The following is a 12,633-nucleotide window of genomic DNA, read 5'->3' on the forward strand; positions in this document are numbered from 1 at the left end:
GGCGGCATCGGGCCCGGGCTGCTGGAGCACCGCGTCGGCTTCGACCACGGCGCGGGCGCCGCCGACCGCCGCGAGGCTGCCGGCCCCGGGGTCCAGCGTCACGGGCGTCTGGCCGACCGTGGTGAGGTCGGCGCCGTCCCCGAGAGGGACGGCCAGCGGGAAGCGCCGGGCAGGCCCGAAGCCGTCGCCGACCGGGTCCACCCGGGTCAGGGTGTCCTCGTCGGCCGAGATCGCGAAGACGGTGCCGGCCTGGGTGACCGCCAGCGCGGCGCGCGGACCGGCCAGCGCCAGCGTCCGGGCCGAGGTGTCGAGGGCGGACACCGCCGGCGTTCCCGACTCCGGGTCCACCCGCGCCGCGCGCAGCGCCCCGTCACGCTCGTCCAGCACGGCCAGGGTGCCACCGGCCAGCTGCACCTGCCCGGCCGCCGGGATCGAGGCCTGCTGACCGTCCGGCTCGGCCACCCGGGCCGGGTCGATCGGGGAGATCCGACCGGTGGTCAGGTCGACGCCGACCACCGCGGAGTCCTCCTGCACGATGTCCAGCGCGGACCCGGAGTCGGCGAACACCGCCCCGTCGTACTGGCCGATCTGCTTGTTGACCCTGCCGAAGTACCCCAGCCGTGGGTTGGTGGTCCAGATCCCGCCGTCGTTGAGCTCGGCACGGTGCGTGCGGTAGCCGTCGGTGTGGGCGGCGTAGAAGACCACGCCGCCGAGCGCGACGAGGAGCGCGAGGTTGGCCGCGACTCTGGCGCGGTGCCGGCGCCAGACACCACCCCGAGTAGCCATGATCTTCCCGTCGACGCGACAACACTCCCGGCGCGAGGGTAACCCGCGCACGCGCCCAGCGTGGCCCGATCCGGCAACTGGATCAAATCATGTCGCGCACCCCGGGTGCCGGGGAACAATGAGACAATCCGGGTCTGGTCCAGACCAATGCCCTGGACCCGCCCGCCGGGCCAACCGTCTCGAACGAGAGGACGTGGTCGTGGAGACCAGCTACGTCGCCGGATCCGGCGTGCTCCTGGCCAGGGGCCGACGCTGGCTGCTGCTGGCCGCGGACCCGCCCGAGTCCTCCCTCGACACCTGGTGGGAGCTGATGGGCACCGCCGGCGCGGTGCGGGACCGACTGCTGCACTCGCTGGAGGCGGCCTACCCGCTGCGGGAGGTGTCCCTGGTCCTGGTCGACCTGGACGACCCGGACCCCACGGTCACCTGGGGTGCTGGCTCGGTCCAGCCGCACTCGGGCGGCCAGCGTCTCACCGTGGGCCTGGAGGCCGACGGTCCGGCCCGGCCGCTGGTGGCGGGGGTGGTCCCGGCCGCCGCGGTGTCGCTGGACGTGCCCGAGCTGACCGCCCCCGGGCTGATCGACGGGATCCCGGCCGACATCCTCGCCGCCACGGCGCCCGGCCCGCCTGCCACCCGACCGATGTTCCGGGCCGCGGACGCGCTGAGCCGTACCGGGGAGGAGGTCGACGACGTCGAGGTCACCGTGCCGCGGTCGATCTCCGACGTGCTCGGTCCCGGCTTCGGCGGGAGCGGCGGGGAGGAAGCCGACGCCACCCTCTACCGCCAGGGACTCAACGAGCACCTGCGGCAGTCGACGCAGGAGACGGTGCTCGCCGTCTACTGCCCCCAGGGTCACGTCACCCCCGCCTACACCCCCACCTGCCGGGTGTGCCACGTCGCCGTTCCTCCGCAGGACCCGCAGCGGGTGCCCCGTCCGCTGCTCGGTGGGCTGCGGCTGCCCACCGGGGAGCTGGTGCCGCTGGACCGCGGCGTGGTGTTCGGCCGGCGACCGGCGCCGGTCGCCGACAGCCACGACTGGCCGCACCTGGTCCACCTCCCCCAGGACTCGACCTACGTCTCCCGGATGCACCTGCAGATCGAGCTCGACGGCTGGCTGGTGCTGGCCCGTGACCTCGGCTCCCGCGGCGGCACCACGCTGCGCATCCCCGGCCGGCTCCCGCAGCGGATCCGGGCCAACGAACGCTACGTGCTCGAGCCGGGGCATACCCTCGACCTGGCCGACGTCTACGAGATCACCTACGAGGTGGCGCCGTGAGCGGTCCCCCGATCCCGGGGTACCACTATCTGGCGCACCTGGGCAGCGGCGGCTTCGCCGACGTCTTCCTCTACGAGCAGCAGTGGCCGCGGCAGAAGGTCGCGATCAAGGTGGTCCGGCCCGACATCCCGCTGAGCGACCGCGAGAAGGCGCTGTTCACCAGTGAGGCGAACGCGATGGCGCTGCTCGCCGACCACCCCTACATCGTGTCGGTGATGACCGCCGGGGTGACCCGCGACGGCCGGCCCTACCTGGTGATGCGGTACTGCCCACCCCCCGACCTGGGGGTGCGGGTGCGGGCCAACCCGATGCCGGTGGCCGACGCGGTCAGCACCGGCATCAAGCTCGCGAGTGCCATCGAGACGGCACACCGCTCCGGCATCGTGCACCGCGACATCAAGCCCAGCAACGTGCTGGTCACGGTCTACTCCGAGCCGGCACTCACCGACTTCGGCATCGCCGGTGGGCTGCACGACCTCGAGGGGGACCACGACGTCCGGATCTCCTACCCCTGGTCCCCGCCGGAGATGCTCAACGGCCGCTCGAACGGCTCGGTCGCCTCCGACGTCTACTCCCTCGGCGCGACCATCTGGCACCTGCTCGTGGGGCGCTCGCCGTTCTCCATCCCCCAGGGCGACAACTCCACGCGGGCGCTCACCGCGCGCATCCTGCACGCCAGCCCCCCGGCCACGCACCGTCCCGATGCCCCACCCGCGCTGGACCGGCTGCTCCAGCAGTGCCTGGCCAAGGACCCCGACCACCGGCCGGCCACTGCCTTGGAGCTGGCCCTCGGCCTGCAGCGGATCGAGGCCGCCGCAGGGTTCCCCCGCACCCCGATCGCCGTCGAGGGCGGCGGCTCAGAGCCACCGCCGTTCCGGGTCGACGACCCTGACGACGTCGACGCCACCCGGCTCAAGCCGCCGACCGCCGTGTCGGCCCTCGCCCCCGTCCCGGCGGCCGCGCCGACCGCAGGACCAGGACGGTCCCGACGGCGCACCGCGGCCCTGTGGACCGCGCTCGGCACGGGGGCCCTGCTGGCGGTGGGAGCCACGTTGTTCCTCACCGCGGGCAGCGGCGGCGCGGACCAGGACCGCGGCACCCCGCTCCCGCCCAGCTCGCAGCGCACCCCCGGTGACCCCGCGCCCCAGGCGCTCCTGCCGGCACCCTCGCTCTCCGGGCAGCGCCAGGACGGTTGGGTGCGGTTCACCTGGGGTGGCGCGGACCGTCAGGCGGGAGACACCTGGCAGTGGACCCGTACCGACACCGGGGCCGAGGGGCGCACGGTCCGTCGGTCGCTCCGGCTGCGTGCCGAGGGCCGGGTGTGCCTGGAGGTCAGGCTGGTGAGCGACCGGGCCTCCTCGGCCTGGGCCGACGACTGCGTGCGCTGAGCCCGCCCAGCCGGCTCAGGACCGCCGGCTCTCGACGCGCACCTTCCACAGGCTGGCCACGGCGGTGAGGGTCAGCGTGGCCACGATGACCAGCAGGGAGAGCCAGATGGGGATCTCCGGAACCGACGTCACGGGCTCACCGCCGTTGATGAACGGGACCTCGTTCACGTGCAGCGCGTGGAGGATGAGCTTCACGCCGATGAACAGCAGCAGGAACGCCAGCCCGTAGGACAGGTAGACCAGCCGCTGGAGCAGGCCGCCGATCAGGAAGTAGAGCTGGCGCAGCCCCATCAGCGCGAACACGTTGGCCGTGAACACGAGGTACGGCTCGTTGGTGAGCCCGTAGATCGCCGGGATCGAGTCCAGCGCGAACATCAGGTCGGTGACGCCGAGGGCCAGGACCACCAGCAGCATCGGGGTGATCATCCGCCGTCCACTCTCATGGGCCACCAGGCTGACCCCGTGCCACTCCTCGGTGACCGGGAAGTGCCTGCGGACGAAGCCCACCAGCCGGGGCTCCTCGTACTGCTCGTCCTCCTCGTCCGCCTCACGCGCCAGGTGGATGGCGGTCCACACCAGGAACCCGCCGAACAGGTAGAAGACCCAGCTGAACTGCTCGATGGCGGCGGCACCGACGAAGATGAACACCCCGCGCAGCACGAGTGCGAGCACGATCCCGATGAGCAGCGCGGTCTGCTGGTAGACGCGGGGGACCCCGAACCTGCTCATGATGATGATGAAGATGAACAGGTTGTCCACCGAGAGGGAGTACTCGGTGAGCCAGCCCGCGATGAACTCACCGCCGTACCGCGGCCCGCTGGTGACCCACACCCCCACACCGAAGGCCAGCGCGAGGGCCACGTAGAGCACCAGGTAGCGCGAGGCCTCCCGCATGCTCGGCTCGTGCGGGCGCCGGCCGATGATGAACACGTCGAAGAGCAGCACCCCCACCGTCGCGAGGATGGTGACGGCCCAGACGGTCGAGGAGACGTCCATCCCGGGAGCCCTACCGGCCGCCGAAGGGGACGCCGAGCTCGGCCAGCCTCGCCTCGCCGCCGTCGAGAGCGGTGAGCACCCACACCCCGTCGGGGGTGAGGGCGAAGGTGTGCTCGTAGTGCGCCGCCCGGCTGCCGTCGGTGGTGACCACCGTCCAGTCGTCCTCCAGCAGCACGGTCTCGTGGGTGCCGAGGGTCACCATCGGCTCGACCGCCAGCGCCAGCCCGGGCACCAGCCGGGGACCGCGTCCGGGCCGGCCGACGTTCGGGACGTTGGGCGGCATGTGCATCCGGGAGCCGATGCCGTGGCCGACGTAGTCCTCGAGGATGCCGTAGCCGCCGCTCGCGCGGACGTAGGTCTCCACGGCGTGGGAGATGTCGGTGACCCGGCCGGAGATCCGGGCCGCGGCGATGCCCCGCCACAGCGACTCCTCGGTCACCGCCATCAGGGCCAGCAGGTCTCCGGACACGGTGCCGACCGCGACGGTGACGGCCGCGTCGCCGTGCCAGCCGTCGACGATGGCGCCGCAGTCGATCGAGACGAGGTCGCCGTCCAGGAGCACCCGCTCACCGGGGATCCCGTGGACGACCTCGTCGTTGACCGAGGTGCAGATCGACCCGGGGAAGCCGTGGTAGCCCAGGAACGACGGCGTCGCACCGGCCGAGCGGATGGCGTCCTCCGCGATCGCGTCCAGCTCGCCGGTGGAGACCCCGGGGCGGACCGCGGCGCGCAGCAGCTCCAGGGTCCTGCCCACGACCAGCCCGGCTCGTCGCATGGCCAGGATCTGCTCGGGGGACTTGATCTCCACCCCGCGGTCCCGCAGGGCCACCGGTCAGCTCTCGGGGATCACGTCGAGGGCGGCGAAGATCCGGTGGGTGACCTCGTCGACGTCGCCGAGGCCGTCGATCTCGACCAGCAGGTCGCGGCGCCGGTACACGTCGATCAGCGGGGCGGTCTGCTCGGCGTACACCTCCTGACGACGCCGGATGACCTCCTCGGTGTCGTCGGCGCGGCCCTCGGTCCGCGCCCGGGCCAGCAGCCGCTGGACGAGCTCCTCGGGGTCGACGGTGAGCACGACGACCGCGTCGAGGCGGTGCCCGGTGGCCTCGACCATCTCGTCGAGCTCCTGCACCTGGGCGAGGGTCCGCGGGTAGCCGTCGAGCAGGAACCCACGCTCCGCGTCCGGCTCGGCGATCCGGTCGCGCACCATCAGGTTGGTGACCTCGTCGGGGACGTACTCCCCGGCGTCCATGTACCGCTTGGCCTGCTGGCCCAGGGGGGTCCCCTGGGAGACGTTGGTGCGGAAGATGTCTCCGGTGGAGATCGCCGGGATGCCGAAGTGCTCGGCCACGAACCTGGCCTGGGTGCCCTTGCCCGCCCCGGGCGGGCCCATGATGAGGAGGCGCATTACCGCAGGAACCCTTCGTAGTTGCGCTGCTGAAGCTGGCTCTCGATCTGCTTCACCGTATCCAACGCGACACCGACCATGATCAGCAGGGAGGTGCCACCGAAGGGGAAGTTGCTGTTGGCGTTGACCAGGACGAACGCGATCAGCGGGAGCAGCGCCACCGTGCCGAGGTACAGGGCGCCGGGCAGCGTGATCCGCGCCAGCACGTAGGCGAGGTACTCCTCGGTCGGTCGGCCGGCCCGGATGCCCGGGATGAAGCCGCCGTACTTCTTCATGTTGTCGGCGACCTCCTCGGGGTTGAAGGTGATCGAGACGTAGAAGTAGGTGAAGAACACGATCAGCAGGAAGAACCCGATCATGTAGAGCGGGTGGCTGCCGCGCACAAGGTAGTCGTTGACCCACCGCACCCAGACAGAGTCGCTGTTCTGGTTGAACTGGGCCGCCAGCGCCGGCAGGTACATCAGCGAGGAGGCGAAGATCACCGGGATCACGCCGGCCTGGTTGACCTTCAGCGGGATGTACGTGGAGCTCCCGCCGAACATCTTGCGGCCCACCATCCGTCGGGCGTACTGGACCGGGATCCGCCGCTGACCCTGCTCCATGAAGATGACGGCCGCCACGACGACCAGGCCGACCGCGATCACCAGCGCGAACACCAGCCACCCCTGGGCCTTCTGGACCGCCCACATGGAGGAGGGGAAGCCGGAGATCACCTGGGTGAAGATCAGCAGCGACATCCCGTTGCCGATGCCCCGCTCGGTGATCAGCTCTCCCAGCCACATGATGACCGCCGTGCCGGCGGTCATGGTGACCACCATGACCAGGAAGGTGACCATCCTGTCGTCGTAGAGCAGGCTCTGCTGGCAGCCCTGGATCAGCCCGCCGGAGCGGGCCAGGGCGACGATCCCGGTCGCCTGGAGCAGCGCCAGGCCCAGGGTGAGGTAGCGCGTGTACTGGGTGATCTTGGTCTGCCCCGCCTGCCCCTCCTTCTTCAACGCCTCCAGGCGAGGGATCACCACCACCAGCAGCTGCAGGATGATCGAGGCGGTGATGTAGGGCATGATGCCCAGCGCGAAGATGGTGAGCTGCAGCAGCGCGCCACCCGAGAAGAGGTTGATCAGGGTGTAGAGCCCGTTGTTCTCGACCGTGTTGAGGCAGGACTGCACGTTGGCGACGTTGACGCCGGGGGCCGGGACCTGCGAACCGAGCCTGAACAGCGCGATGACGAACACCACGAAGAGCAGCTTGCGTCGCAGGTCCGGAGTGCGGAAAGCGTTGGCGAACGCGCCTAGCACGACATCCTCTTTCTCGGGGCGGGCGGAGGTCCCGACCGCCGGTGGGAGCCGCCTTGCGGCGGGCCGGCAAAGACCCGGGGAAGCCTAACAGGGGGGGTGCAGCGCCCCGGAGGCGTGGCGAGGGGCGCGCGCCCCCGGGCCGTGGGCCCGGGTGGCACGCGCCCCTCGTCGCGGCTCACAGCTGCGTGACGGAGCCGCCGGCAGCCTCGATCTTCTCCTTGGCCGCGGCGGAGAACGCGTGGGCGCTCACCTGGCAGGCGGCGGACAGGTCGCCGTGGGCCAGCACCTTCACGCGCTCGTCCTTGCGGACCGCGCCCTTGGCGACCAGGTCCTCGACCGTCACCGGGCCGCCCTCGGGGAAGAGCTCCCCGATGCGGCCCACGTTGACGACCTGGAACTCCACCTTGAAGGGGTTCTTGAACCCCTTCAGCTTCGGCAGCCGCATGTGGATGGGCATCTGACCGCCCTCGAAGGCGGCAGGCACCTGGTTGCGGGCCTTGGTGCCCTTGGTCCCGCGGCCGGCGGTCTTGCCCTTGGAGGCCTCACCGCGACCGACGCGGGTCTTGGAGGTCTTCGCGCCCGGCGCGGGGCGCAGGTGGTGCAGCTTCAACGTCATGGCGTCAGTCGCCTTCCTGAATCAGCTCGACCGACACCAGATGACGCACGGTGTGGACCATGCCCCGGATCTCCGGGCGGTCCTCCTTCACCACCGTGTCACCGATGCGCTTGAGGCCGAGGGAGCGCATGGTCTCGCGCTGGTTGGCCTTGCAGCCGATCGTGGACTTCTTCTGCTGGACCTTCAGCCGAGCCATCAGACCGCACCCCCCACCGGGGCGGCCGGGGCCTGGGTCTCGGCGCGCGCCTTGAGCAGGGCCGCAGGGGCGACGTGCTCGACGGGCAGGCCGCGGCGGGCGGCGACGGCCTCCGGCTCCTCCAGCATCTTCAGCGCCTCGACGGTGGCGTGGACGATGTTGATCTGGTTGGAGGAGCCGAGGGACTTGCTCAGCACGTCGTGGATCCCGGCGCACTCCAGCACCGCACGCACCGGGCCACCGGCGATCACGCCGGTACCGGGCGCGGCCGGACGCAGCAGCACCACGCCCGCGGCCTTCTCCCCCTGGACCGGGTGCGGGATGGTGCCCTGGACGCGCGGCACCCGGAAGAAGTGCTTCTTGGCCTCCTCGACGCCCTTGGCGATGGCCGCGGGCACCTCCTTGGCCTTGCCGTAGCCGACACCGACCATGCCCTCGCCGTCACCGACGATCACCAGGGCGGTGAAGCTGAAACGTCGACCACCCTTGACGACCTTGGCGACTCGGTTGATCGCGACGACGCGCTCGATGTAGGCGGTCTTGTCAGCACCCTGGCCACCACGACGGTCGTCGCGGCCACCCCGGCGCTCGCCACCCGAGCGCTGTCCGCGCTGGGCTCCGCTCATGAGACTTTCCTCTTCTCTCTCTGCGTATCTATCGCGTGGGTCAGAAGGACAGGCCGCCCTCCCGGGCGGCGTCCGCGAGGGCCGCGATGCGGCCGTGGTACTTGTTGCCGGCGCGGTCGAACACCACGCCCTGGACGCCGGCCGCCTGGGCCCGCGCCGCCACCAGCTCGCCGACCTTCTTGGCCTTGGCGGTCTTGTCCCCGGACAGCGCACGCACGTCCGCCTCCATCGAGGAGGCCGACACGAGCGTCCGGCCGACCTGGTCGTCGACCACCTGGACGGTGATGTGCTTGGCCGACCGGGTGACCACCAGGCGCGGACGCTCGGCCGTGCCGGCGATCTTCTTGCGGCCGCGCTTCTGACGGCGCAGCCGCGACTGGATGCGCGCGGCCGTGTGCTTGTGCTGCTTGAGCGAGATAGCCATGGGTCTACTTTCCAGCCTTTCCGACCTTGCGGCGGATGTGCTCGCCGGCGTACCGCACGCCCTTGCCCTTGTAGGGCTCGGGCTTGCGCAGCTTGCGGATGTTGGCGGCCACCTCACCGACCAGCTGCTTGTCGATGCCCTGGACACCCAGCCTGGTGGTCCCGTCCACGGTGAACGTGATGCCGTCGGGGGCGTTGACGGTGATCGGGTGGGAGTACCCGAGCTGGAACTCCAGCTGGGTCGGGCTCTTCGACAGGACGCGGTAGCCCACGCCGACGATCTCGAGCCGCTTCTCGTAGCCCTCGGTCACCCCGACGACCATGTTGTTGATCAGGGTGCGCGTCAGCCCGTGCAACGAGCGTGACAGCCGCTCGTCGTCGGGACGCCTGACCTCCAGGAGGCCGTCCGCACCGCGCTCGACGATGATCGGCGCGGCCACCTGGTGGCTCAGCGTGCCCTTGGGGCCCTTGACGGTCACCAGGCTGTCGTCGATCACGACGTCGACCCCGGACGGGACCGCGATCGGAAGCCTGCCAATGCGCGACATGCTCGTATCTCCTTCGCCGGTTCTCGCGGCTTACCAGACGTAGGCGAGGACTTCCCCACCCACGCCCTTCTGGTTCGCCTGGCGGTCGGTCAGCAGTCCCTGGCTCGTCGAGATGATCGCGACGCCCAGGCCGCCGAGCACCTTGGGCAGGCCCGTGTGCTTGGCGTAGACCCGCAGGCCCGGCTTGCTGATCCGGCGGACGCCCGCGATGGAGCGCTCCCGGCTGCGGCCGTACTTGAGGGTGATGGTGAGGGTCTTGCCGATCGCGGGCGAGCCGTCGGGGGTGGTGTTGTCGGACACCTCGTAGGAGGTGATGTACCCCTCCTGCTTGAGGATCTGCGCCACCCCCTCCTTGAGCTTGCTGTACGGCATGGACACCGCGTCGTGGTACGCCTGGTTGGCGTTGCGCAGACGGGTGAGCATGTCTGCGATCGGGTCAGTCATCGTCATGGCCGTGGGGCCCTTTCTCGTGGCGGTTTCCGTCGAGGACGTCTCGGCGGACCTGCCGCAATCTCGTGTGGTTCGGGTGGGTTACCAGGAGGACTTGGTGACGCCGGGCAGCTCGCCCCGGTGCGCCATCTCCCGCAAGCAGATCCGGCACAGGCCGAACTTGCGGTAGACGGCCTTCGGTCGGCCGCAGCGCTGGCACCGCGAGTAGCCGCGGACTGCGAACTTCGGCTTGCGTGCGGCCTTGACCCTCAGCGCGGTTTTCGCCATGTCAGTTCTCCTTGAACGGGAAGCCGAGCTGCTTGAGCAGCGCGCGGCCCTGGTCGTCGGTGGTCGCGGTGGTGACGACGGTGATGTCCATGCCCCGCTGCCGGTCGACCCTGTCCTGGTCGATCTCGTGGAACATCACCTGCTCGGTGAGCCCGAAGGTGTAGTTCCCGCGTCCGTCGAACTGCTGGGGCGAGAGCCCGCGGAAGTCACGGATCCGCGGCAGCGCGAGGCTGAGCAGCCGGTCCAGGAACTCCCACATCCGGTCACCACGCAGCGTCACGTGGGCGCCGATCGGCATCCCCTCGCGCAGCTTGAACTGCGCGATCGACTTGCGGGCCCGGGTCACCATGGGCTTCTGGCCGGTGATGACGGTCAGGTCGCGGATGGCACCCTCGATGAGCTTGGAGTCCCGGGCCGCCTCCCCGACGCCCATGTTGACCACGATCTTGACCAGACCGGGCACCTGCATCACGTTCGCGATGTCGAACTCGCTGCGCAGCGCAGGCACGATCTCCTCGCGGTAGCGCGTCTTCAGCCGGGGCTGCACCGGCGCGGTGGTGGTCTCGCTCATGCTCAGATGTCCTTCCCGGTCTTGCGGGAGACGCGGACGCTGCGCCAGCCGGCGTACGTCGAGCCGTCCGGGCGCCGCTTGAGCACCTCCTCGCGGCGGTAACCCACCCGGGTCACGCCGTCACCCTCGACGAGCATCACGTTGGAGACGTGGATCGGCGCCTCGGTGGTGATGATGCCCCCGGTGTTGCCCGCCCGGCCGCCCTGGTCGACGACCTTGGTGTGCTTCTTCACCCGGTTGACCCCCTCGACGATCACCCGCTGCTCCTCGCGGAGCACCTGGATGACCTTGCCCTGGGCGCCCTTGTCCTTGCCGGCGATCACCTTCACGGTGTCGCCCTTCTTGATACTCATCGTCTTCTTCCCAGACATGCTCAGACCACCTCCGGCGCGAGCGAGATGATCTTCATGAACTTCTTCTCGCGCAGCTCGCGGCCCACGGGGCCGAAGATGCGGGTCCCGCGCGGCTCGCCGTCGTTCTTGAGGATCACCGCGGCGTTCTCGTCGAAACGGATGTAGGAACCGTCGGGCCGGCGGCGCTCCTTGGCGGTGCGCACCACGACGGCCTTGACGACGTCGCCCTTCTTGACGTTGCCTCCGGGGATCGCGTCCTTGACGGTGGCCACGATGATGTCGCCGATTCCGGCGTAGCGGCGCCCGGAGCCGCCGAGCACCCGGATGCACAGGATCTCCTTGGCACCGGTGTTGTCGGCGACCTTCAGCCGCGACTCCTGCTGGATCATTTCGCCCTCTCCAGGATCTCCACGACGCGCCAGCGCTTGGTGGCCGACAGCGGCCGGGTCTCCATCACCAGCACCCGGTCGCCCACCCCGCAGTCGTTGGACTCGTCGTGCGCCTTCAGCCGGGAGGTGCGTCGCATGACCTTGCCGTACAGGGCGTGCTTGACCCGGTCCTCGACGGAGACCACGACGGTCTTGTCCATCTTGTCGCTGACGACGATGCCCTCGCGGACCTTGCGGGCGCTGCGCTGGGGGTTCTCGGTGTGGTCGCTCATGCCTCGGCGCCTTCCTCGTTCGCGCCCGGCGCCGTCCGGATGCCGAGCTCCCGCTCGCGCACCACGGTGTAGATCCGGGCGATGTCCTTCTTGACCGTGCGGAGGCGGCCGTGGCTCTCCAGCTGGCCGGTGGCCGCCTGGAAGCGCAGGTTGAACAGCTCCTCCTTGGCCTCCCGGAGCTTGGCCTCCAGGTCGACGTTGTTCAGCTCGTCGAGCTCGTGAGCCAGTGTCATCAGAACTCACCTGCCTCACGGGTGATGAAACGGCACTTCATGGGGAGCTTGTGCATCGCGCGGCGCATCGCCTCGCGGGCGACGTCCTCGGAGACACCGGACAGCTCGAACATCACCCGACCGGGCTTGACGTTGGCGATCCACCACTCCGGTGAGCCCTTGCCTGAGCCCATCCGGGTCTCGGCGGGCTTCTTGGTCAGCGGGCGGTCGGGGTAGATGTTGATCCACACCTTGCCACCACGCTTGATGTGGCGGGTCATCGCGATACGGGCCGACTCGATCTGCCGGTTGGTCACGTAGTGGCCTTCGACCGCCTGGATCCCGTAGTCGCCGAAGGCGAGCTTGGTGCCGCCCTTGGCCGCACCGGTCCGCTTCGGGTGGTGCTGCTTGCGGTGCTTGATACGACGGGGCATCAACATGGTGCTCAGCCCTCCTGTCCGCTGCTCGCCTCGGCCGGCTCGGCGGGGGCCGCGGCCGGCTCGGCCGGGGTGTCGGTGCGCGCGGTCATGGTGCCGCGGTTGGGCCGCTCGCCACCCCGCG

At 70.3% G+C, this 12,633-nt stretch carries 20 protein-coding genes; 2 read left to right on the plus strand and 18 right to left on the minus strand.

What is annotated here, in order from left to right:
* Window positions 1-786 (minus strand): hypothetical protein (locus PLP61_RS09685; protein ID WP_324502467.1); only part of this gene is annotated, 786 nt, incomplete at its 3' end.
* Window positions 787-985: 199 nt separating this feature from the next.
* Here PLP61_RS09685 and PLP61_RS09690 point away from each other — a divergent pair.
* Together PLP61_RS09690 and PLP61_RS09695 are read left to right on the plus strand one after the other, a co-directional pair.
* Window positions 986-2,062 carry an FHA domain-containing protein gene (locus PLP61_RS09690; RefSeq protein WP_324502469.1) on the plus strand — a complete coding sequence of 359 codons (1,077 nt, stop codon included), beginning with the start codon at window positions 986-988 and terminating at the stop codon, window positions 2,060-2,062.
* Window positions 2,059-3,450, plus strand: a complete 1,392-nt coding sequence (locus PLP61_RS09695) for a serine/threonine-protein kinase (protein ID WP_324502470.1) — start codon at window positions 2,059-2,061, stop codon at window positions 3,448-3,450. The genes PLP61_RS09690 and PLP61_RS09695 overlap by 4 nt, the downstream gene beginning before the upstream one ends.
* Before the next feature lie 15 nt (window positions 3,451-3,465).
* Here the strand turns inward: PLP61_RS09695 and PLP61_RS09700 are convergent, their stop codons facing one another.
* The 17 genes from PLP61_RS09700 to rplP all read right to left on the minus strand — a co-directional run bounded on the left by PLP61_RS09700 (window position 3,466) and on the right by rplP (window position 12,512).
* Window positions 3,466-4,446, minus strand: a complete 981-nt coding sequence (locus tag PLP61_RS09700; protein WP_324502472.1) for a TerC family protein — start codon at window positions 4,444-4,446, stop codon at window positions 3,466-3,468.
* 10 nt (window positions 4,447-4,456) lie between these two features.
* Window positions 4,457-5,275, minus strand: a complete 819-nt coding sequence (gene map / locus PLP61_RS09705) for a type I methionyl aminopeptidase (protein WP_324502473.1) — start codon at window positions 5,273-5,275, stop codon at window positions 4,457-4,459.
* 3 nt (window positions 5,276-5,278) lie between these two features.
* The gene (locus tag PLP61_RS09710) at window positions 5,279-5,854 is read right to left on the minus strand and encodes an adenylate kinase (RefSeq protein WP_324502475.1); all 576 of its coding nucleotides are present in this window, start codon (window positions 5,852-5,854) and stop codon (window positions 5,279-5,281) included.
* Window positions 5,854-7,149 carry a preprotein translocase subunit SecY gene (gene secY, locus PLP61_RS09715; protein ID WP_324502477.1) on the minus strand — a complete coding sequence of 432 codons (1,296 nt, stop codon included), beginning with the start codon at window positions 7,147-7,149 and terminating at the stop codon, window positions 5,854-5,856. The genes PLP61_RS09710 and secY overlap by 1 nt, the downstream gene beginning before the upstream one ends.
* 175 nt (window positions 7,150-7,324) lie before the next feature.
* Window positions 7,325-7,765, minus strand: a complete 441-nt coding sequence (gene rplO / locus PLP61_RS09720) for a 50S ribosomal protein L15 (RefSeq protein ID WP_324502479.1) — start codon at window positions 7,763-7,765, stop codon at window positions 7,325-7,327.
* Between the two features lie 4 nt (window positions 7,766-7,769).
* Window positions 7,770-7,961 carry a 50S ribosomal protein L30 gene (gene rpmD, locus PLP61_RS09725; RefSeq protein WP_324502480.1) on the minus strand — a complete coding sequence of 64 codons (192 nt, stop codon included), beginning with the start codon at window positions 7,959-7,961 and terminating at the stop codon, window positions 7,770-7,772.
* Window positions 7,961-8,587: a 30S ribosomal protein S5 gene (gene rpsE, locus PLP61_RS09730; protein ID WP_324502482.1), complete on the minus strand. Its 627-nt coding sequence runs from the start codon at window positions 8,585-8,587 to the stop codon at window positions 7,961-7,963. Before rpsE ends, rpmD begins: the two co-directional genes overlap by 1 nt.
* Before the next feature lie 40 nt (window positions 8,588-8,627).
* Window positions 8,628-9,011 carry a 50S ribosomal protein L18 gene (rplR, locus tag PLP61_RS09735; protein ID WP_324502484.1) on the minus strand — a complete coding sequence of 128 codons (384 nt, stop codon included), beginning with the start codon at window positions 9,009-9,011 and terminating at the stop codon, window positions 8,628-8,630.
* Window positions 9,012-9,015: 4 nt separating this feature from the next.
* The gene (gene rplF, locus PLP61_RS09740; RefSeq protein WP_324502486.1) at window positions 9,016-9,558 is read right to left on the minus strand and encodes a 50S ribosomal protein L6; all 543 of its coding nucleotides are present in this window, start codon (window positions 9,556-9,558) and stop codon (window positions 9,016-9,018) included.
* A 30-nt stretch (window positions 9,559-9,588) separates the two neighbouring features.
* Window positions 9,589-10,008, minus strand: a complete 420-nt coding sequence (gene rpsH, locus PLP61_RS09745; protein ID WP_324502487.1) for a 30S ribosomal protein S8 — start codon at window positions 10,006-10,008, stop codon at window positions 9,589-9,591.
* Between the two features lie 81 nt (window positions 10,009-10,089).
* The gene (locus PLP61_RS09750) at window positions 10,090-10,275 is read right to left on the minus strand and encodes a type Z 30S ribosomal protein S14 (RefSeq protein WP_324502489.1); all 186 of its coding nucleotides are present in this window, start codon (window positions 10,273-10,275) and stop codon (window positions 10,090-10,092) included.
* Window position 10,276: 1 nt separating this feature from the next.
* Complete coding sequence (rplE, locus tag PLP61_RS09755; RefSeq protein ID WP_324502491.1) at window positions 10,277-10,846, minus strand: 50S ribosomal protein L5; 570 nt, start codon at window positions 10,844-10,846, stop codon at window positions 10,277-10,279.
* A 2-nt stretch (window positions 10,847-10,848) separates the two neighbouring features.
* Window positions 10,849-11,199 carry a 50S ribosomal protein L24 gene (rplX, locus tag PLP61_RS09760; RefSeq protein WP_324502493.1) on the minus strand — a complete coding sequence of 117 codons (351 nt, stop codon included), beginning with the start codon at window positions 11,197-11,199 and terminating at the stop codon, window positions 10,849-10,851.
* Between the two features lie 20 nt (window positions 11,200-11,219).
* A complete protein-coding gene (gene rplN / locus PLP61_RS09765) occupies window positions 11,220-11,588 on the minus strand; it encodes a 50S ribosomal protein L14 (protein WP_324502495.1) in 369 nt (122 codons plus the stop codon).
* Window positions 11,585-11,860 (minus strand): 30S ribosomal protein S17, encoded by a 276-nt coding sequence (gene rpsQ / locus PLP61_RS09770; protein ID WP_324502497.1) that lies wholly within the window; start codon window positions 11,858-11,860, stop codon window positions 11,585-11,587. Before rpsQ ends, rplN begins: the two co-directional genes overlap by 4 nt.
* Window positions 11,857-12,093 carry a 50S ribosomal protein L29 gene (gene rpmC, locus PLP61_RS09775; protein ID WP_324502499.1) on the minus strand — a complete coding sequence of 79 codons (237 nt, stop codon included), beginning with the start codon at window positions 12,091-12,093 and terminating at the stop codon, window positions 11,857-11,859. The genes rpsQ and rpmC overlap by 4 nt, the downstream gene beginning before the upstream one ends.
* A complete protein-coding gene (gene rplP / locus PLP61_RS09780) occupies window positions 12,093-12,512 on the minus strand; it encodes a 50S ribosomal protein L16 (RefSeq protein WP_324502501.1) in 420 nt (139 codons plus the stop codon). The genes rpmC and rplP overlap by 1 nt, the downstream gene beginning before the upstream one ends.
* Window positions 12,513-12,633 lie beyond the last annotated feature (121 nt).

The sequence above is a fragment of the Nocardioides sp. genome (assembly GCF_035429765.1).
Classification (GTDB): domain Bacteria; phylum Actinomycetota; class Actinomycetes; order Propionibacteriales; family Nocardioidaceae; genus Nocardioides.

Bases quoted from the DNA above. Each gene is read 5' to 3' on its own strand.
- PLP61_RS09700 (WP_324502472.1), bottom strand. From the start codon at position 4,446: ATGGACGTCTCCTCGACCGTCTGGGCCGTCACCATCCTCGCGACGGTG.
- PLP61_RS09710 (WP_324502475.1), bottom strand. From the start codon at position 5,854: ATGCGCCTCCTCATCATGGGCCCGCCCGGGGCGGGCAAGGGCACCCAG.
- rplO (WP_324502479.1), bottom strand. From the start codon at position 7,765: ATGACGTTGAAGCTGCACCACCTGCGCCCCGCGCCGGGCGCGAAGACC.
- rpmD (WP_324502480.1), bottom strand. From the start codon at position 7,961: ATGGCTCGGCTGAAGGTCCAGCAGAAGAAGTCCACGATCGGCTGCAAG.
- rpsE (WP_324502482.1), bottom strand. From the start codon at position 8,587: ATGAGCGGAGCCCAGCGCGGACAGCGCTCGGGTGGCGAGCGCCGGGGT.
- rplR (WP_324502484.1), bottom strand. From the start codon at position 9,011: ATGGCTATCTCGCTCAAGCAGCACAAGCACACGGCCGCGCGCATCCAG.
- rplF (WP_324502486.1), bottom strand. From the start codon at position 9,558: ATGTCGCGCATTGGCAGGCTTCCGATCGCGGTCCCGTCCGGGGTCGAC.
- rpsH (WP_324502487.1), bottom strand. From the start codon at position 10,008: ATGACGATGACTGACCCGATCGCAGACATGCTCACCCGTCTGCGCAAC.
- PLP61_RS09750 (WP_324502489.1), bottom strand. From the start codon at position 10,275: ATGGCGAAAACCGCGCTGAGGGTCAAGGCCGCACGCAAGCCGAAGTTC.
- rplE (WP_324502491.1), bottom strand. From the start codon at position 10,846: ATGAGCGAGACCACCACCGCGCCGGTGCAGCCCCGGCTGAAGACGCGC.
- rplX (WP_324502493.1), bottom strand. From the start codon at position 11,199: ATGAGTATCAAGAAGGGCGACACCGTGAAGGTGATCGCCGGCAAGGAC.
- rplN (WP_324502495.1), bottom strand. From the start codon at position 11,588: ATGATCCAGCAGGAGTCGCGGCTGAAGGTCGCCGACAACACCGGTGCC.
- rpsQ (WP_324502497.1), bottom strand. From the start codon at position 11,860: ATGAGCGACCACACCGAGAACCCCCAGCGCAGCGCCCGCAAGGTCCGC.
- rpmC (WP_324502499.1), bottom strand. From the start codon at position 12,093: ATGACACTGGCTCACGAGCTCGACGAGCTGAACAACGTCGACCTGGAG.
- rplP (WP_324502501.1), bottom strand. From the start codon at position 12,512: ATGTTGATGCCCCGTCGTATCAAGCACCGCAAGCAGCACCACCCGAAG.